An 18,082-nucleotide genomic window follows, 5' to 3' on the forward strand; every position below is an offset into this window, starting at 1 on the left:
CGTGGACGGGCGAACGCGCCGGTCGCGGCGTTCGCAAAGCGGACTCCGCTTCCGCATAATGCACTTGTCCTGTTCAAGTCAAGGTCTGTCTTTTCTTACCGACCTCTAGTCAAATTGCGTCACTTGACTCGCCACCTTGACCAAGAGGAACTCAAGTGACCCATAGACCTTGGACGTTCAGAGCGACCGCGATCGGGGTCGCGCTCGCGGCGGCAACCGCCACCTTCTCGACGTTCGCCATGGCGCAGGCCGCCGAACCGGCCAAGTCCGCCACCGTGGACCGCCACGACCCGGCGGCGGTCAGCAGCATGAAGGAACACGACCTCGACGGCCCGCTCTCCAGGACCCAGGAGGCTCAGCGCCAGGAGGCGCTGAGCGAAGTCATATCGGGCAGGACCCAGGTCAAGGACCGCAACGGTTCGCACGTCGTCCAGCTCAAGAGCAGGAAGGGCGACAGCAAGTACGTCGAACTGGGCCGGGAGAAGACCGACAAGATCTTCACCATCCTGGCGGAGTTCGGCGACCAGACGGACCCGAAGTACGGCGGCACCGCCGGCCCCCTGCACAACCAGATAGCCGCGCCCGACCGCACCAAGGACAACTCCACGGCGTGGCAGGCGGACTACAACCAGAAGCACTTCCAGGACCTCTACTTCGGCACCGGCAAGAAGACCGAGTCGCTGAAGAAGTACTACGAGAAGCAGTCCTCGGGCCGCTACTCGGTGAACGGCGAGGTCAGCGACTGGGTCAAGGTCCCCTACAACGAGGCCCGTTACGGTAACAACGCCTGCGGCTCCACCACCTGCTCCACCGCCTGGAACCTGGTGCGCGACGGCCTGAACACCTGGGTCGCCGACCAGAAGGCGGCCGGCAAGTCCGAAGCCGCCATCAAGGCGGACCTCGCCCAGTACGACCAGTGGGACCGCTACGACTACGACGGCGACGGCAACTTCAACGAGCCCGACGGCTACATCGACCACTTCCAGATCGTGCACGCCGGCGAGGACGAGTCCGCGGGCGGCGGCGCGCAGGGCACCGACGCGATCTGGGCCCACCGCTGGTACGCCTTCGGCACCGACGCCGGCGCCACCGGCCCCACGGGCAACAAGCTCGGCGGCACCCAGGTCGGCGACACCGGCATCTGGGTCGGCGACTACACGATGCAGCCGGAGAACGGCGGACTCGGCGTCTACGCCCACGAGTACGGCCACGACCTCGGCCTGCCCGACGAGTACGACACCAGCGGCGGGGACAACTCCACCGGTTTCTGGACCCTGATGTCCTCCGGCTCCTGGCTCGGCACCGGCAAGCAGGCCATCGGCGACCTGCCGGGCGACATGAACGCCTGGGACAAGCTCCAGCTCGGCTGGCTCGACTACGGCACCGCGAAGGCCGGCACGAAGGCGAAGCAGACGCTGGGCGTCGCCGAGTACAACACCAAGAACAAGCAGGGCCTGGTGGTCTCGCTGCCCGACAAGGCGGTCACCACCGAGGTCGTCGCCCCGGCGCAGGGCTCGACCCAGTGGTGGAGCGGCAGCGGCAACGACCTGAAGAACACGCTGACCCGTGAGGTCGACCTGACCGGCAAGAAGTCGGCCGCCCTCACGCTCGACGGCTGGTACGACATCGAGGCCAACTACGACTACCTCTACGCCGAGGTGTCGACCGACGGCGGCGCCAACTGGACCGCCCTGGACGGCACGGTGGACGGCCAGGCCATCCCGCGCGACGGCAGCGACAAGCCCGCGTTGACCGGCACGGTGGACGCGTACAAGAAGCTGTCGTACCCGCTCGACGCCTACGCGGGCCAGAAGGTCCAGCTGCGCTTCCGCTACCAGACCGACGGCGGTGTGGCGCAGAAGGGCTTCGCGGCCGACGAGATCACGGTGACCGCGGACGGCGCGACGGTCTTCTCCGACAACGCCGAGGCCGCCGACGCCGGTTGGACCGCGAACGGCTTCTCCCGCATCGGCGCGTCCTTCACCAAGGACTACAAGCAGTACTACATCGCCGAGAACCGCCAGTACGTGTCGTACGACAAGACGCTGAAGAGCGGCCCGTACAACTTCGGCTTCTCGACGACCCGTCCGGACTGGGTGGAGCACTACCCGTACCAGAACGGCCTGTTGGTCTGGAAGTGGGACACCTCCCAGGCGGACAACAACACGTCCGAGCACCCGGGCACCGGCCTGATCCTTCCGGTCGACTCGCACCCGAAGGCGCTCAAGTGGTCCGACGGCAAGCTGATGCGCAACCGCATGCAGGCCTACGACTCGCCGTTCAGCCGGTACCCGACCGACGGCATCACGCTGCACAGCGCGGACGTCGCGACCAAGATCAAGGGATCGTCCGGGGTGCCGGTCTTCGACGACCACGCCAGCACCTACTACGACGCGTCGAACCCGACAGGTGGCGTCAAGATCACTGACACCAACACCAAGATCAAGATCGTCCGGGAGGCCAAGGATGGCTCGACGATCAAGGTCGAGATCGGCCCCGCGGTGAAGTAGTCGGCATTTCCGCAGGTCAGAAGCGTATCGGCGGCAACCCCCTGGCGGGTTGCCGCCGATCGTGTTTAGGTGCGTCCTGTGCTTCGCTTATTGACACCGACTCGCACGGGGGTGTGACCTGCATGGCCGCAGGAGGTTTCTGCAAGCTGCCGACCGGCAGCGTGGTGGTGGCTCTGAACCTGCCCAGACCCACCGCCGACGGCACGGGCTGCGTCCGTGTCCTCGTCCATGCCCGCAACCGGGCGCGCGCCCTGACCAGGCTGCGCAACCTCGGCATGCGGGCGGTCTATCTGCGTGGCAACGCCGCCCCGCCCACGCCGGACGAGATCACCGCGGTCCTGCACCACCCCGACGGCCTGATATGGCGAACGGCCCCTGACAACGGTGTCGTGCCCGGACCGGAGCTCCCCCAGGAGCTGTGGCACCCCATCAGGGCCCTCCTGCGGCGCCCCACGGCCACCGCCCAGGCGGGCCGCGGCTAGGGGCTCAGGCGGGCCGCGGCTAGGCCACGACGGGCTTTCCGGAGAGTTCCACGCCCGCCTCGCGCATCTCCTCGAGCGCCCGCTCGGTGGTCTCCGCGGCCACCCCGGCGGTCAGCTCGAGCAGGACCTGCGTACGGAAGCCCTCCCGTACGCCGTCCAGCGCGGTGGCGCGCACGCAGTGATCGGTGGCGATCCCGACGACGTCGACCTCGCCGACGTCCCGGGCGCGCAGCCAGTCGGCCAGCTTGACGCCGTTCTCGTCGGCCCCCTCGAAGCCGCTGTACGCCGCCGCGTACGCCCCCTTGTCGAAGACGGCGTCGATCGCCCCGGAGGCGACGGCGGGCGCGAAGTTCGGGTGGAAGCCGACCCCCTCGGTGCCCGCGACGCAGTGCGCGGGCCAGGAGTGGACGAAGTCGGGGTTGTCGGCGAAGTGGCCGCCGGGGGCGATGTGGTGGTCGCGGGTCGCCACCACGTGCTGGTAGCCGGAGCCTGCCGCCTGTCCGATCAGCTCGGTCACGGCGGCGGCCACGTCGGCACCCCCGGCCACGGCGAGGCTGCCCCCCTCGCAGAAGTCGTTCTGGACGTCGACGACGATCAAGGCGCGGCGCATGCGGGTGTCCTTCGACTGTGTGTGAGCTTCGAGCCTAGAGACTTCGTGGGCGGTGCGGGAGAGGGCGGGGGGGTGCACGCCCGGCCACCCCCCTTCGGTCACTGGCTGTCAGCTACCCGAGCCGCGGGTCGCGTACTCCGTCGGAATCACCGCTTCCCCTCGCGAGAGCTGGGTCGCGGAGAGCGGCAGGCCGGCCAGCGCGGCCACATGCCGGTCGCGTACGACGTCCAGCGGCTCGCGGAAGACCACGTCACCGCCCTTGATCAGCTCGACCAGCAGCTGCCGGTCGGCGAGTTCGGCCGGCACCCCGCCCGTGCCCACGACCTCGGCCTCCGCGACCCCGTCCGCGTCCACCCGCCGCGCGGCCCACTTGCGGCCGCCGACGGAGGTCTTGCCGCCGGTGGACTTCTTGGCCACCGGCACCAGCGGCGCCTTCGGGTCGTCGGACTCCGCGCGGGCGACCAGCTTGTAGACCATCGAGGCCGTCGGGTGCCCGGACCCGGTCACCAGCTGCGTGCCGACGCCGTACGCGTCCACCGGCGCCGCCGCCAGCGAGGCGATGGCGTACTCGTCCAGGTCCGAGGTCACGATGATCTTCGTGCCGGTGGCGCCCAGCTCGTCCAGCTGCTGCCGCACCCGGTGCGCGACCAGCAGCAGATCGCCGGAGTCGATGCGCACGGCGCCCAGCTCGGGCCCGGCGATCTCGACGGCCGTGCGGACGGCCTCGGCGACGTCGTAGGTGTCCACGAGCAGGGTGGTGCCCCGGCCGAGCGAGTCGACCTGGGCCCGGAAGGCGTCCCGCTCGTGGTCGTGGAGCAGGGTGAAGGCGTGGGCGGAGGTGCCGACGGTCGGGATGTTGTAGCGGAAGCCGGCCGCGAGGTCGGAGGTGGAGGCGAAACCGCCGACGTACGCGGCGCGCGCGGCGGCGACGGCGGCCAGCTCGTGGGTGCGGCGGGCGCCCATCTCGATCAGCGGACGGGTGCCCGCGGCCGAGGACATCCGGGAGGCGGCCGCGGCGATCGCGGAGTCGTGGTTGAGGATCGACAGGATCACGGTCTCCAGCAGCACGCACTCGGCGAACGATCCCTCGACGCGCATGATCGGCGACCCCGGGAAGTACACCTCGCCCTCGGGGTAGCCCCACACGTCACCGCTGAACCGGTAGCCGGCCAGCCACTCCAGCGTCGGCTCGTCGACGATGCCCCGTTCCCGGAGGAAGCCGAGGACGCCCGCGTCGAAGCGGAAGTTCTCCACGGCGTCCAGGACACGCCCGGTGCCCGCGACGACGCCGTAGCGCCGCCCGTCGGGCAGCCGCCGGGTGAAGACCTCGAAGACGCTGCGCCGCTCCGCGGTGCCGGCCCTGAGGGCGGCCTGCAGCATCGTGAGCTCGTACTGATCCGTGAAGAGCGCCGTCGAGGGAACGTCCACCGGCAGCCCTAGGTCCGCTGTGTTCATGGCAGGAGATGCTACCCCACTTCGCGTCAGTGTGACGATTTGTGGGGGCCATGGCAGCATGGGCAGTGTGACGTCACCCGCTCCCCTTGAGATCGAACGGACCGAATCGGCGGAGGAGGTCTCCGCCGTACCCGAGCCGGACGTCCCCTGGGTCACGATCGTCCACAACGACCCGGTCAACCTCATGAGCTACGTGACGTACGTCTTCCAGACGTACTTCGGCTACTCCAAGGACAAGGCCACCAAGCTCATGCTCGATGTCCACCACAAGGGCCGGGCGGTCGTCTCCAGCGGCTCTCGCGAGGAGATGGAACGCGACGTGCAGGCCATGCACGGCTACGGTCTGTGGGCCACCCTCCAGCAGGACCGGAAGTAGCGAACCCACTTCATGCCAGGACACTTCGAACCGCTCCCCGGCGGCGGCGCGGCCGTCGCCCTCGACGACGTCGAGATCTCCATCATCCGGTCGCTGGCCGTGCAGCTCCTCGAGCTCGTCGGACCCGGCCCCGGTGAGGACGCGTCCGACGACCCGCTGGCCGAACTCTTCGCCGAGGGCCCCAGCGAGCCCCCCAAGGACCCGGTGCTGCGGCGGCTCTTCCCGGACGCCTACAGCGACCCCGAGGGCCCGCCCGCCCGTCCGGAGGACGCGGAGGAGCAGCGGGAGTACTCCGCCGAGTTCCGCCGCTATACCGAGAACGACCTGCGGGCCGGCAAGCGCGAGAACGCGCTCGCGGTCGTCCGCTCCCTGGACGCGCTGACGCCTGCCGCCGACGGCGGGGCGGTCCTCAAGCTGTCGGGGGAGGAGTCCCGCCAGTGGCTGAGCTCCCTCAACGACCTGCGCCTGGCGATCGGCTCCCGGCTGGAGATCACCGACGAGGACGACACCGACCTCCTCTACCGGCTCCCCGACGAGGACCCGCGCAAGCCGATGGTGATGGCGTACCTGTGGCTGGGCGGCCTCCAGGAGACGCTCGTCTCGACGCTGATGCCGTGATGTGAGGCCCTCGGGCGTTCGCTCAGAGGACGCTCAAATCCGGATAACGATCACATCACCGCGGCGGCCTTCTATGCCTTCGCGGGCGAACTTTGTCCGCTTCTCCCTGTGTTCTGTGCCACATGACACAGCAGTGATCAATGTTGCGGCCGTGATAAATCTTCACGACCGCCCGGCGAACACCACCCATGTTCGGCCGGGTGCGCCACCGAGCCGGCGGATCGCCGGCCAGGCACGGGCGGGTCCGCAAAACCCGCCCAGCTCCATCATCCGGGGGGATCGAGACCCGATCCGAGGCCGACGAGAGGCCCGGGTCGGCATGGAGAAAGGCGCACCACACATGACCTCCGCCCAGGTCGAGAACGAGGAGGCCCCGCAGCGGGCCGAAGAGGGGTACGAGCGCGGACTCGGCAGCCGCCAGGTCCAGATGATCGCCATCGGCGGCGCCGTCGGCGTCGGCCTCTTCCTGGGAGCCGGGGCGAACATCGCCAAGGCCGGCCCCAGCCTCATCTTCATGTACGCCCTCGCGGGCGTGATCATCTTCTTCATCATGCGGGCGCTCGGCGAGCTGCTCCTGTACCGCCCGGTCTCGGGCTCCTTCGCGGAGTACTCCCGCGAGTTCCTCGGCCCGTTCTTCGGCTACTTCACCGCCTGGACGTACTGGCTGATGTGGGTCGTGACCGGCATGGCCGAGCTGACGGCCGCCGCGATCTACGTCAACTACTGGTTCCCGTCCGTCCCGCAGTGGACCACCGCCCTGGTCTTCCTGGTGGTGCTCTTCGGCGTCAACCTGATCTCCGTCAAGCTCTTCGGCGAGCTGGAGTTCTGGTTCTCGATGGTCAAGGTCACCGCGCTGATCGGCATGATCGTCATCGGTCTCGGCGTCCTCACCTTCGGCTTCAGCGCCGCCGGCGACACCGCCTCCGTCGCCAACCTCTGGCAGTTCGACGGCTTCTTCCCCAAGGGCGTCGGCTCGTCCCTGATGACGCTCCAGGGCGTCATGTTCGCCTACCTCGCCGTCGAGCTGGTCGGTGTCACGGCCGGCGAGTCCGAGAACCCGGAGAAGACCCTCCCCAAGGCGATCAACACCCTGCCCTGGCGCATCGCGCTGTTCTACGTCGGCGCCCTCACCGTCATCCTGTGCGTGGTGAAGTGGACCCAGTTCGCGGAGGGCGTCAGCCCCTTCGTGAAGGCGTTCGCGGTGATCGGCATCCCGGCCGGCGCGGGCATCGTCAACTTCGTCGTGCTCACCGCGGCCCTGTCCTCCTGCAACTCCGGCATGTACTCGACGGGCCGCATGCTGCGCAACCTCGCCGACAACGGCGAGGCCCCGAAGGTCTTCAGCAGGCTGTCCGCCTCCAAGACCCCGGCGTTCGGCATCACCGTCTCCGTGCTCTTCATGGGCATCGGCGTGGTCCTGAACTACGTCGTCCCGGAGAAGGCGTTCGGCTACGTCACCTCGGTGGCCACCGCGGCCGGCATCTGGACCTGGCTGATGATCCTGGTCAGCCATGTCCTCTACCGCCGCGCGGTCGACGCGGGCCGGCTGCCCGCCTCGTCCTTCCCGGCCCCGGGCGGCGCGGTGTGCTCGTACATCGCCATCGCGTTCCTGCTCTTCGTCACCGGCCTGATCGCCTACGACGCCGACTCCCGGATCTGCCTCTTCGTGATGGCCGGCTGGGCGGTCGCCCTCGGTATCGGCTGGGCGGTGCTCAAGGCCCGCAACCCCGCAGTGACGGAACGGCGCGAGCCGACGCTGGAGAAGGTGGGCTGACCCCCGACCCCGCGCCCTCACCGAGGACGCCGGCCGCGGCGGATACTCGTGGCATCCGCTGCGGCACCGCTCACGGCGTCCGGCATTCGGGCCGCCCCGTACCACCCATCGGTACGGGGCGGCCCTTCTGCATATCCTGGCGAACATGCTGACCATCACCCAGGCCCTCGTCGACCAGATCGTCGCGCACGCGCGCAAGGACCACCCCGACGAGGCGTGCGGCGTCGTCGCGGGCCCGGCGGGCTCGGACCGCCCCGAGCGCTTCATCCCGATGCTGAACGCGGCCATGTCGCCCACGTTCTACGAGTTCGACTCCGGCGACCTGCTCAAGCTCTACCGCGAGATGGACGACCGCGACGAGGAGCCGGTGATCGTCTACCACTCGCACACCGCCACCGAGGCCTACCCCTCCCGCACGGACATCTCCTACGCCAACGAGCCGGGCGCCCACTACGTCCTGGTCTCCACCGCCGACGCGGACGGCCTCGGTGACTTCCAGTTCCGCTCGTTCCGGATCGTGGCGGGCGAGGTCACGGAGGAGGAGGTCACGGTGGTGGAGGCATACTGATCTCGAAGCCCGGATGGAAACCGTCCGAGATGTGAGATCACACTCAGGGCAGCCGACCGGGAATCGATACGATGACCCCATGGTTCTCCATGACGTGAGCGACAAGACGCCGGGCATGCTGCTCGTGGCGCGGCTGCACGTCGACCTGTGCAGGCTCGCCAGCGCCATCTGTTGACGCTGCCCTGCCGCCGTACGGCCGTGAGCCGCGGCACCCACGCACACCCCGCACGCTGCGCCGCCGCGCGCCCACTGACCCGACGTAATCACCGACAGGAGCCCTCAGCCATGGCCATCGAGGTCCGCATCCCGACCATCCTCCGCACGTACACCGACGGCCAGAAGGCCGTGGAGGGCAACGGGGACACCCTCGCCGCACTCCTCACCGACCTCGAGTCCCGGCACACGGGCATTCAGGCCCGCATCGTGGACAACGGCGAGCTGCGCCGCTTCGTCAACGTCTACCTGAACGACGAAGACGTCCGCTTCCTCGACGGCATCAACACCAAGGTCGCCGACGGCGACAACGTCACGATCCTGCCGGCCGTGGCCGGCGGCATGGCCTGATCCGGATGCGTTACGACTCCCCGCTGGCCGCGGTGGGCAACACCCCTCTGGTGTGCCTGCCGCGGTTGTCGCCGTCCGCCGACGTCCGGATCTGGGCCAAGCTGGAGGACCGCAACCCCACCGGCTCGGTCAAGGACCGCCCCGCCCTGTACATGATCGAGCAGGCGGAGAAGGACGGCAGGCTGACCCCGGGCTGCACGATCCTGGAGCCGACCTCCGGCAACACCGGCATCTCCCTCGCCATGGCCGCGAAGCTCAAGGGCTACCGCATGGTGTGCGTGATGCCCGAGAACACCTCGCAGGAGCGCCGGGACCTGCTCGGCATGTGGGGCGCCGAGATCATCCCCAGCCCGGCCGCGGGCGGTTCCAACACCGCCGTACGGGTCGCCAAGGAACTCTCCGCGGAGCACCCCGACTGGGTGATGCTCTACCAGTACGGCAATGCCGACAACGCCGGCGCGCACTACGCGACCACCGGCCCGGAGATCCTCGCCGACCTCCCCTCCGTCACCCACTTCGTCGCGGGCCTCGGCACCACCGGCACCCTCATGGGCGTCGGCCGCTACCTGCGCGAGCACAAGCCGGACGTCAGGATCGTCGCCGCCGAACCGCGCTACGACGACCTGGTCTACGGCCTGCGCAACCTCGACGAGGGCTTCGTCCCCGAGCTCTACGACGCCTCCGTCCTCACCACCCGCTTCTCGGTCGGCTCCGCGGACGCGGTCACCCGCACCCGTGAACTGCTCCAGCAGGAGGGCATCTTCGCGGGTGTCTCCACCGGCGCGGCACTGCACGCGGCGATCGGCGTCGGCAACAAGGCGCTGAAGGCGGGCGAGAGCGCGGACATCGTGTTCGTCGTGGCCGACGGCGGCTGGAAGTACCTGTCGACGGGCGTCTACACCGCGGCGACCACGGAGGAAGCGATCGAGACGCTGCACGGCCAGCTCTGGGCGTAGCCCCTCTCACGTCGCCAGGTGACGGACCTGGTCCCACAGGACCGGGTCCACCACGCCCACCCTCCGCCGGAACTGCCACACCGGCACCTCACGGAGCTCGCCGGTCTCCAGGAAACTGGCGCGCCCCCGCGCGTCGCCCACCGCACCCGGGGGCAGCGGGATCACCCCGGACCGTTCGTCGTGGTGCTTGCTGGTGATCTTCGCGACGGTCGCCCGCTCCCCGTGCACCACCAGCACCAGACAGGGCCGGTCCTTCTCGCCGGGCCCGTCCTCGTAGGGCACGTTCGCCCACCAGATCTCCGCCGGCCGCGGCCGTGTCCCCTTCCGGCCGCCCGGCCGGCCCGGCGGCCGTGTCCGGCGTCCCGCGGGCCGCCGCCCCCGGCCCCAGCCGTCGACGAGCGTGGCGACCAGCGCGAGCAGCACCACCGCCGCGAGCGCGAGCCACCATGACGTGTCCATACGGACGACGGTACCGGCGCGCGATGAGCGCCGCGCGCCCTCTGTCGAACCCGTGCTCGCTCCCCGGCGCCGCACCGCCCCAGGGTCCAGCCGAACCGGTGACACCACAGGTGAGTTCGCCCACAACAGCCCTTGCCGGAGGAGCGACCGGGCGTTTTGCGCCTTACGCTCGACGAACCGCACGACCCCCGTCTCCCGCCAGAAAAAGTTCCCGCCCGCGGAGGTTTCTGCTCCATGAAGCTCACCGTCGTCGGTTGCTCGGGGTCGTTCCCGTCCGCGGAATCGGCCTGCTCGAGCTACCTCGTAGAGGCCGACGGCTTCCGGCTGCTCCTCGACATGGGCAACGGTGCCCTTGGCGAGTTGCAGCGCCACTGCGGTCTTTACGACCTCGACGCGATCTTCCTCAGTCATCTGCACGCCGACCACTGCATCGACATGTGCGCCTACTTCGTGGCGCGCTACTACCGCCACGACGGCGGCCGCTGCGACCCGATCCCCGTCTACGGCCCCGAGGGCACCGAGCACCGCCTGACCACGGCGTACGCCGACACCCCCACCGCCTCCTCGATGAGCGAGGTCTTCGACTTCCACACGGTCAAGCCGTCCACCTTCGAGATCGGCCCGTTCACGGTGCACACGGAGCGCGTGGTGCACCCGGTGGAGGCGTACGGCATCCGGGTCGAGCACGGTGGCTCGTCCCTGACGTACTCCGGCGACACCGGAATCAGCCCCGCGCTGGACCAACTCGCCCGCGACACCGACCTGTTCCTCTGCGAAGCGGCCTTCACGCACGGCAAGGAGAACATCCCGGATCTGCACCTCAACGGCCGCGAGGCGGGTGAGACGGCGGCCCGCGCCGGCGCGCGCCGCCTGGTCCTCACCCACATCCCCCCGTGGACCGACCCCCGGGCCAACCTCCGTGACGCCCGCGAGGTCTTCTCCGGGCCGGTGGAACTGGCGGCACCGAGGCACTCGTACGAGATCTGACGCCTTCACGCACGAAGGCCCCGGCACCTTCTCGGTGCCGGGGCCTTCGTCATGCCCTGCGAGCGGGACTCACGCCTTGGTGAGGTCCTCGACCTCCTCGTCGGGCTCGCGGCCCGGGGTGGGGAGGTTGAACCTGGTGATCGCGAAGCGGAAGAGGACGTAGTACACGGCGGCGAAGACCAGGCCGACGGGGATGAGCAGCCAGGGCTTGGTGGAGATGCCCCAGTTGATGAACACGTCGGTGAGACCGGCCGAGAAGCTGAAGCCCATGTGCATGCCCAGTGCCCAGGTCAGCGCCATGGAGACGGCGGTGAGTACCGCGTGGATCGCGTAGAGCACCGGGGCGATGAACATGAAGGAGAACTCGATCGGCTCGGTGACCCCGGTGACGAACGAGGTCAGCGCCAGCGACATCATCATGCCCATCACGGCCTTGCGGCGCTCGGGACGGGCCGAGTGCGCGATGGCCAGGGCGGCGGCCGGCAGACCGAACATCATGATCGGGAAGAAGCCGGTCATGAACATACCCGCGTGCGGGTCACCCGCGAAGAAGCGCGGCAGGTCGCCGTGGAAGACCGTGCCGGCGGAGTTGGTGTAGTCGCCGATCTGGAACCAGGCCACCGAGTTCACGAACTGGTGCATGCCGATCGGGATCAGCGCGCGGTTGACGAGGCCGAAGATGCCCGCGCCGACGGAGCCGAGCCCAGTCATCCACTCGCCGAAGTTGGTGATGACGTCACCGATGGGCTGCCAGCCGAGGACGACCAGGACACCGAGGACGGCGCCGACGACGGCCGTGATGATCGGCACCAGCCGGCGGCCGTTGAAGAAGCCGAGCCAGTCCTTGAGCCTCTTGCGGTGGTAACGCTGCCACAGTACGGCGGTCAGCAGACCGATGATGATGCCACCAAGCACGCCCGGGTTCTGGAAGGTCGCGGCCTCCGCGACCCCGTGGCCCTTCTGCCAGAAGCCGCCGAAGGGGGCGACGGCCGTGTAGGTGGCGCCGTCATGCCCGTCCTTGATCGGGAACTGGTGGATCACCGCGTAGTAGGTCAGGAAGCTGACCACTGCGGCGAGCGCCGTGGAGCCGTCGGCCTTCTTCGCGAAGCCGATGGCCACGCCTATGCAGAACAGCAGCGGCAGACCGAACGAGCTGTCGAACAGGACGCCACCGGCACCGGCGAAGACCTTCGCGACATCGGTCGGAAGGTGCAGCTTGGCCTGGACGTCCGGCTGGCCGAGTCGCATGAGCAGGCCCGCCGCAGGAAGCACGGCGATGGGAAGCTGAAGGCTGCGTCCGATCTTCTGCAAGCCCTGGAACAGGCCTGAGCTCCACTTCTTCGTGGGGGCCGCCGGTGGCGCGGTGGCGGTGCTCATATACTTCCTCCATCGGGTGGTGGTCTACACCACTCAGTGGTGTAGACCTGTTGTAGCAGATGAAGTCGACATAAAGGAACCCGCGATTCCTGTTACCGGCTTGCTACGCGCTGTTGCATGACGAAGGCCCCCGAACCAGCGGGTCCGGAGGCCAACTCCCTTGTGACGTAAGGCCCTTGTCAGGCCTTCGTGACGTCCTCGCGCTCCTCGTCCGGCTCCCGCCCCGGCGTCTTCAGATCGAACTTCGTGATCGCGAAGCGGAAGACGACGTAATAGGCGGCGGCGAAGCACAGCCCGATCGGGATCATCGCCCACGGTTTCGTCGCCAGGTTCCAGTTGATGACGTAGTCGATCAGCCCGGCCGAGAAGCTGAAGCCGTCGTGGACGCCGAGGCCCCAGGTCACCGCCATCGAGACACCCGTCAGCAGTGCGTGGACCGCGTACAGGAGCGGGGCGATGAAGAGGAACGAGTACTCGATCGGTTCCGTGATGCCGGTGACGAAGGAGGTCAGGGCCACCGACAGCATCAGGCCGCCGATCTCCTTGCGCCGGTGCGGCCTGGCGCAGTGGGTGATGGCGAGCGCGGCCGCAGGCAGGGCGAACATCATGATCGGGAAGAAGCCCGAGGTGAACTGGCCCGCGTTCGGATCCCCCGCGAGGAACATGTTGATGTCACCGTGCACCACCGTGCCGTCCGGCTTGGTGAAGCTGCCGAACTGGAACCAGATGGGCACGTTGAGGAACTGGTGCAGCCCCACGACCAGCAGCGCGCGGTTGGCGACACCGAACACGCCCGCGCCCCACGCGCCCAGGTCGCTCATCCAGTTGCTGAAGCTCTCCAGCGCGCCGCCGACCGGCGGCCAGACCCACAGACTCAGCGACGCGACGGCGATCGCCACGAACGCCATGATGATCGGCACCAGCCGCCGGCCGTTGAAGAAGCCGAGCCAGTCCACCAGCTTCGTACGGTGGAATCGGGCCCAGAAATACGCGGCCAGCAGGCCCATGACGATGCCGCCGAAGACGCCTGGGTTCTGATAGGTGAGGGTGCTCACCGTCTCGTCGGTCGCCTGGCAGCCCACCCCGGCGAGCAGCTTCGTGCCGCCCGGGCAGTCCTCGGGGAACTGACGCAGCACGCCGTAGTAGACGAGGAACCCCGCGACCGCCGCCAGCGCGGTCGAGCCGTCCGACTTCTTCGCCATGCCGATGGCCACACCCACGCAGAACAGCAGCGGCAGACCGAGCGAACTGTCCAGCAGCGCGCCGCCCGCGCCCGCCATCACCTTGGAGACGTTCGTCCAGCCCAACCCGTCGTTCCCGAACACGTCCGGCTGGCCGAGCCGGTTGAGGATGCCCGCCGCCGGCAGCACCGCGATCGGGAGCTGCAGACTGCGGCCCATCTTCTGCAGGCCCTGGAACGCCGACTGCCACCGGCGACGGGCGGGAGAGATCTCGGTGTCGGCACTCATGGGTTGGCGACCGCCTGCAAGGTGGTGTAGACCAGTTACGATCGATAGGGATGCTGTGACGCCATCTTTGGATACGCACGGCGCCATCGCTCGTGAAGTTGGGCCAACTGTGCGTGAGGAGACGTCATGGCCAGCAAGGCTGAGAAGATCGTTGCCGGGCTCGGTGGCATCGAGAACATCGAAGAGGTCGAGGGGTGCATCACGCGTCTGCGGACCGAGGTCCTCGACGCCTCCAAGGTGGACGACGCCGCACTGAAGGCCGCGGGCGCGCACGGTGTCGTCAAGATGGGCACCGCGATCCAGGTCGTCATCGGCACCGACGCGGACCCCATCGCCGCGGAGATCGAAGACATGATGTGAGCCGCCGGTCCACCAGGACCGGCGCACGGACGAGGGCCCCTTCCATCGCGGTAGGGGTCCTTTCCGCTTCTCCGTCTACGACTAGGCTCGTCGGCATGTCTCGAATCGACGGTCGCACCCCCCAACAACTCCGCCCGGTCAGCATCGAGCGCGGCTGGAGCAAGCACGCCGAGGGCTCCGTCCTCGTCTCCTTCGGCGACACCAAGGTCCTCTGCACGGCCTCCGTCACCGAGGGCGTCCCCCGCTGGCGCAAGGGCAGCGGCGAAGGCTGGGTCACCGCCGAGTACGCCATGCTGCCCCGCGCCACCAACACCCGCGGCGACCGCGAGTCCGTCAAGGGCAGGATCGGCGGCCGCACCCACGAGATCAGCCGCCTCATCGGCCGCTCCCTGCGCGCCGTCGTCGACTACAAGGCGCTCGGCGAGAACACGATCGTCCTCGACTGCGACGTGCTCCAGGCCGACGGCGGCACCCGCACGGCCGCCATCACCGGCGCCTACGTGGCCCTCGCCGACGCCGTCGCCTGGGCCCAGGGCAAGAAGCTGATCAAGGCCGGCCGCCAGCCGCTCACCGGAACCGTCTCCGCGGTCTCGGTCGGCATCGTCGGCAAGGTGCCGCTGCTGGACCTCTGCTACGAGGAGGACGTCCGCGCCGAGACCGACATGAACGTCGTCTGCACCGGCGACGGCCGCTTCGTCGAGGTGCAGGGCACCGCGGAGGCCGAGCCGTTCGCCCGCGACGAACTCAACTCCCTTCTGGATCTGGCGGTTTCCGGCTGCACGGAACTCGCTGTCCTCCAGCAGAAGGCACTTGGTACCGTCCTGGAAAGGTAAAGGGCGCACCAAGAGGGGCGGCGGCAGCGGGCAACCCCGCCGCCCGCCCTCGCGTCCCTACGAATGCGGGCGCACGGCACACCACCGTGCGCCCGACCAGTACGGGGGGCCTCACCGGGGCCTGGAGACAGGAGGGACCGCAGTCATGGCCGTGAGCCGAGGCCGCCGTATCACCATCGCCGTCGCAGCAGTGGCCGCCGTCGGGCTGACCGCGGGACTCACCACCGGGTGCGACGCCGTCGGCAAGGCGCTGGACTGCGTCCAGACCGCCGACACCATCGCCGACAGCGTCACCGACCTCCAGCAGGCCGTGGAGAACGCCTCCAACGACCCGAGCCGGCTCGACGAGTCCCTCACCTCCATCGACAAGAACCTCGACAAGATCGGCGACAAGACCGACAACGCCGACGTCAACAAGGCGGTCGACGACCTGGACAAGGCCGTGGCCAACGTCCGTAAGGCGGTCAGGAACGGCGACAACACACCCGACATCAGCCCGGTCACGGACGCGGCCGGCGAGCTGACGAAGGTGTGCACCTCGTAGAGGACGGGCTCGGGAGAGACGGGCCCGGGGAACCGGAATACTGGAACTCATGACGCGCTTGATCCTCGCCACCCGTAACGCCGGAAAAATCACCGAACTCAGGGCGATCCTCGCCGACGCGGGCCTGAACCACGAGCTGGTGGGGGCGGACGCCTACCCCGACATCCCCGACGTCAAGGAAACCGGCGTCACCTTCGCGGAGAACGCGCTGCTGAAGGCGCATGCCCTGGCGCAGGCGACGGGGCTGCCCGCCGTCTCCGACGACTCCGGCCTCTGCGTCGACGTCCTGAACGGCGCCCCCGGCATCTTCTCCGCCCGCTGGGCCGGCCGGCACGGCGACGACAAGGCCAACCTGGACCTGCTGCTGGCCCAGCTGTCGGACATCGCGGAGGAGCACCGCGCGGCCCACTTCGCCTGCGCGGCCGCACTCGCCCTCCCGGACGGCACGGAGCGCGTGGTCGAGGGCCGGCTGCGGGGCCTGCTCCGCCACGCCCCGGTAGGCACGAACGGCTTCGGCTACGACCCGATCCTCCAGCCGGACGGCGAGACGCGCACGTGCGCGGAGCTGAGCCCGGAGGAGAAGAACGCGATCAGCCACCGGGGGAAGGCGTTTCGGGCACTGGTGCCGGTGGTGCGGGAGCTGTTGGGCTGAGGCAGGCCGAAGGGCGCGGCACCCAGTGGGGAGCCGCGCCCTGAAGGTGGGGCCGACGAGAGTCGAACTCGCACTGTCCACTACCTAAAAGTGGTGCCTCCTGCCAATTGGGCTACGGCCCCGCGTACATCTTACTGGCCCTCGGCGAGCGGTCGCCGCTGGTCGCCACCCCTGCACCAGGTGCTGGTGATCGCGTGGCAGTTGGGACACAGCAACCGCAGATTCTCCCGCCGGTCATCGCTCCAGTCCCCGTTGATGTGATCGACCTCCAGGGTCATGGGCTTGCCGAGCCATTCGGGGCCGATTCCACATTCGGCGCACTCCTCCGCTTCGCCCACCTCCAGGAGCGCCCTACGCAGCAGGTGAGTTCGCGTACGACGGTTGCCGTCGTGCTGGATGAGGATGTCCACTGCGCGCCTCGGCGGAATGGTGCCTGGCTTGCCTCGTTGGTGAGCCTGTCCGAGGAAGTGGGAGGTGTCGAGCCCGTCCTCGGCGATCCAACGGCGGAGCTGGGTGCGCAGTCTGCTGTTGTACGGCTCCGTTCCCAGGGCGCGAAGCGTATCTGCGATGGAGGTCGACCCCTCGACCGCGCGGCGCAAATCATCGGCGGTCGGTCTTGCAGACGTTGCCCTCGATCTTCTCCGACGGGGCATGTGCGAGACGTCGATCCCGAAGTGGTCGAAGCGTCGAAAGAGATGGCCGCGAAGCTGGCCGTATGGGCGGGTGCCGAAGAAGGCGATGACCTCCTCGATGTCGGCACACTGCGCTGCGGCCTCGGACAGCCGCTCCCGGGTGTACTGCACACCGCTGCTCATGAAGCGCCGCCTCGGGCGGTCCTCTTTCCGCGGCCTCGGTAACTGTCCGTCGTGGAATGGCAGTTGGGGCACAGAAACCGAAGGTTGCCGATTCGGTTGTCGCGCCAGTTGCCGTCGATGTGGTCGACCTCCAGCGGGAGCGGTCGCCCCCGCCAAACCGGTTCCACGCCGCACATCGCGCATTGCTCGGGCACGCCCGTCGAGGCCATGGCCCACTTGAGCCGATCACTGGGGATACGTCGAGCCCTGTCGGGTTGCTGCTCGACGAGCATGCCCTCTGGCGTTCGGGGGCGCCATGCGTTGACTCGCTGGGTAGGCACCTGGAAGTGCGAGGTGTCGATCCCGTACACCTTGATTCGGCGGCTGATGTGCGTGTGATGCCCGCCGACCACCTCGAGCCCAAGGTGGCGCAACACCTCGCAGATGTTCGTCGACGCCGAAACCGCCGCCTGGAGGATCTCCCTCGTCCACTTGACCCCCTCCGGCTCGAAGTGCGAGACGTCCACCCCGAGCTTCTTCATCCGCCCCCACACGTACTGCCGCGTGGAACTTTGTGGATCCACCCCCAGCTTCCCCAACGCCTCGGACAACGTCCGCGCCCCCCGAGCCGCCTCCTCCAGCCGCTCCTTCGTGTACGCACTCGCCCCCATGAAGACCCCTCCGTCTCGGCCGC

The 18,082-nt window shown here is 68.8% G+C and carries 21 protein-coding genes and 1 tRNA gene; 14 read left to right on the forward strand and 8 right to left on the reverse strand.

Annotated elements, in window-relative coordinates; translation table 11 throughout:
• The first annotated feature begins 155 nt into the window (after window positions 1-155).
• A complete protein-coding gene (locus ACIBN2_RS14830; RefSeq protein WP_399134739.1) occupies window positions 156-2,510 on the forward strand; it encodes an immune inhibitor A domain-containing protein in 2,355 nt (784 codons plus the stop codon).
• A 122-nt stretch (window positions 2,511-2,632) separates the two neighbouring features.
• Entirely contained in the window at window positions 2,633-2,992 is a 360-nt protein-coding gene (locus ACIBN2_RS14835) for a hypothetical protein (protein ID WP_399134740.1), read from the forward strand.
• 19 nt (window positions 2,993-3,011) lie between these two features.
• Here ACIBN2_RS14835 and ACIBN2_RS14840 read toward each other — a convergent pair whose 3' ends face one another.
• Together ACIBN2_RS14840 and ACIBN2_RS14845 are read right to left on the reverse strand one after the other, a co-directional pair.
• Complete coding sequence (locus ACIBN2_RS14840) at window positions 3,012-3,602, reverse strand: isochorismatase family protein (protein ID WP_399134741.1); 591 nt, start codon at window positions 3,600-3,602, stop codon at window positions 3,012-3,014.
• A gap of 108 nt (window positions 3,603-3,710) precedes the next feature.
• Window positions 3,711-5,057: a nicotinate phosphoribosyltransferase gene (locus ACIBN2_RS14845; protein WP_399134742.1), complete on the reverse strand. Its 1,347-nt coding sequence runs from the start codon at window positions 5,055-5,057 to the stop codon at window positions 3,711-3,713.
• Between the two features lie 58 nt (window positions 5,058-5,115).
• Here ACIBN2_RS14845 and clpS point away from each other — a divergent pair, with 58 nt between their 5' ends.
• From clpS to ACIBN2_RS14880, 7 genes are all read left to right on the forward strand, one after another.
• Window positions 5,116-5,433, forward strand: coding sequence for an ATP-dependent Clp protease adapter ClpS (gene clpS / locus ACIBN2_RS14850; protein ID WP_393866148.1), 318 nt, complete (start codon window positions 5,116-5,118; stop codon window positions 5,431-5,433).
• Window positions 5,434-5,445: 12 nt separating this feature from the next.
• Complete coding sequence (locus ACIBN2_RS14855; RefSeq protein ID WP_399134743.1) at window positions 5,446-6,051, forward strand: DUF2017 domain-containing protein; 606 nt, start codon at window positions 5,446-5,448, stop codon at window positions 6,049-6,051.
• Between the two features lie 340 nt (window positions 6,052-6,391).
• On the forward strand, window positions 6,392-7,825 hold the full coding sequence (locus ACIBN2_RS14860; protein WP_399134745.1) for an amino acid permease: 1,434 nt from the start codon (window positions 6,392-6,394) through the stop codon (window positions 7,823-7,825).
• A gap of 145 nt (window positions 7,826-7,970) precedes the next feature.
• Window positions 7,971-8,393 carry a Mov34/MPN/PAD-1 family protein gene (locus tag ACIBN2_RS14865; protein ID WP_399134746.1) on the forward strand — a complete coding sequence of 141 codons (423 nt, stop codon included), beginning with the start codon at window positions 7,971-7,973 and terminating at the stop codon, window positions 8,391-8,393.
• Window positions 8,394-8,472: 79 nt separating this feature from the next.
• Window positions 8,473-8,568 carry a putative leader peptide gene (locus ACIBN2_RS14870; protein WP_316754057.1) on the forward strand — a complete coding sequence of 32 codons (96 nt, stop codon included), beginning with the start codon at window positions 8,473-8,475 and terminating at the stop codon, window positions 8,566-8,568.
• Between the two features lie 110 nt (window positions 8,569-8,678).
• Window positions 8,679-8,957, forward strand: a complete 279-nt coding sequence (locus tag ACIBN2_RS14875) for a MoaD/ThiS family protein (protein ID WP_399134747.1) — start codon at window positions 8,679-8,681, stop codon at window positions 8,955-8,957.
• A gap of 5 nt (window positions 8,958-8,962) precedes the next feature.
• Complete coding sequence (locus ACIBN2_RS14880) at window positions 8,963-9,913, forward strand: PLP-dependent cysteine synthase family protein (protein WP_399134748.1); 951 nt, start codon at window positions 8,963-8,965, stop codon at window positions 9,911-9,913.
• Between the two features lie 6 nt (window positions 9,914-9,919).
• Here ACIBN2_RS14880 and ACIBN2_RS14885 read toward each other — a convergent pair whose 3' ends face one another.
• A complete protein-coding gene (locus tag ACIBN2_RS14885; protein ID WP_399134749.1) occupies window positions 9,920-10,372 on the reverse strand; it encodes a type II toxin-antitoxin system PemK/MazF family toxin in 453 nt (150 codons plus the stop codon).
• Between the two features lie 234 nt (window positions 10,373-10,606).
• Here ACIBN2_RS14885 and ACIBN2_RS14890 point away from each other — a divergent pair, with 234 nt between their 5' ends.
• Window positions 10,607-11,359, forward strand: coding sequence for an MBL fold metallo-hydrolase (locus tag ACIBN2_RS14890; RefSeq protein ID WP_399134750.1), 753 nt, complete (start codon window positions 10,607-10,609; stop codon window positions 11,357-11,359).
• Between the two features lie 69 nt (window positions 11,360-11,428).
• Here the strand turns inward: ACIBN2_RS14890 and ACIBN2_RS14895 are convergent, their stop codons facing one another.
• Together ACIBN2_RS14895 and ACIBN2_RS14900 are read right to left on the reverse strand one after the other, a co-directional pair.
• On the reverse strand, window positions 11,429-12,736 hold the full coding sequence (locus ACIBN2_RS14895; RefSeq protein WP_399134751.1) for a PTS transporter subunit EIIC: 1,308 nt from the start codon (window positions 12,734-12,736) through the stop codon (window positions 11,429-11,431).
• Window positions 12,737-12,915: 179 nt separating this feature from the next.
• Complete coding sequence (locus ACIBN2_RS14900; protein ID WP_399134752.1) at window positions 12,916-14,205, reverse strand: PTS transporter subunit EIIC; 1,290 nt, start codon at window positions 14,203-14,205, stop codon at window positions 12,916-12,918.
• A 126-nt stretch (window positions 14,206-14,331) separates the two neighbouring features.
• On the opposite strand from ACIBN2_RS14900, the gene ACIBN2_RS14905 reads away from it, so the two are divergent.
• The 4 genes from ACIBN2_RS14905 to rdgB all read left to right on the forward strand — a co-directional run bounded on the left by ACIBN2_RS14905 (window position 14,332) and on the right by rdgB (window position 16,594).
• On the forward strand, window positions 14,332-14,565 hold the full coding sequence (locus tag ACIBN2_RS14905) for a glucose PTS transporter subunit EIIB (protein ID WP_399134753.1): 234 nt from the start codon (window positions 14,332-14,334) through the stop codon (window positions 14,563-14,565).
• Between the two features lie 95 nt (window positions 14,566-14,660).
• Window positions 14,661-15,398 carry a ribonuclease PH gene (gene rph, locus ACIBN2_RS14910; RefSeq protein WP_399134754.1) on the forward strand — a complete coding sequence of 246 codons (738 nt, stop codon included), beginning with the start codon at window positions 14,661-14,663 and terminating at the stop codon, window positions 15,396-15,398.
• A 145-nt stretch (window positions 15,399-15,543) separates the two neighbouring features.
• Window positions 15,544-15,942, forward strand: coding sequence for a hypothetical protein (locus ACIBN2_RS14915; protein WP_399134755.1), 399 nt, complete (start codon window positions 15,544-15,546; stop codon window positions 15,940-15,942).
• 49 nt (window positions 15,943-15,991) lie between these two features.
• Window positions 15,992-16,594 (forward strand): RdgB/HAM1 family non-canonical purine NTP pyrophosphatase, encoded by a 603-nt coding sequence (gene rdgB, locus ACIBN2_RS14920; protein WP_399134756.1) that lies wholly within the window; start codon window positions 15,992-15,994, stop codon window positions 16,592-16,594.
• Window positions 16,595-16,641: 47 nt separating this feature from the next.
• Here the strand turns inward: rdgB and ACIBN2_RS14925 are convergent.
• The 3 genes from ACIBN2_RS14925 to ACIBN2_RS14935 form a co-directional block, all read right to left on the reverse strand.
• Window positions 16,642-16,716: transfer RNA gene (locus ACIBN2_RS14925), tRNA-Leu, on the reverse strand.
• A gap of 9 nt (window positions 16,717-16,725) precedes the next feature.
• A complete protein-coding gene (locus ACIBN2_RS14930) occupies window positions 16,726-17,409 on the reverse strand; it encodes an HNH endonuclease (RefSeq protein WP_399134757.1) in 684 nt (227 codons plus the stop codon).
• Window positions 17,406-18,059 (reverse strand): HNH endonuclease signature motif containing protein, encoded by a 654-nt coding sequence (locus ACIBN2_RS14935; RefSeq protein WP_399134758.1) that lies wholly within the window; start codon window positions 18,057-18,059, stop codon window positions 17,406-17,408. The genes ACIBN2_RS14930 and ACIBN2_RS14935 overlap by 4 nt, the downstream gene beginning before the upstream one ends.
• Window positions 18,060-18,082 lie beyond the last annotated feature (23 nt).

Origin of the sequence: Streptomyces sp. NPDC050534, from assembly GCF_044457745.1 — a bacterium.
Lineage (GTDB): Bacteria > Actinomycetota > Actinomycetes > Streptomycetales > Streptomycetaceae > Streptomyces.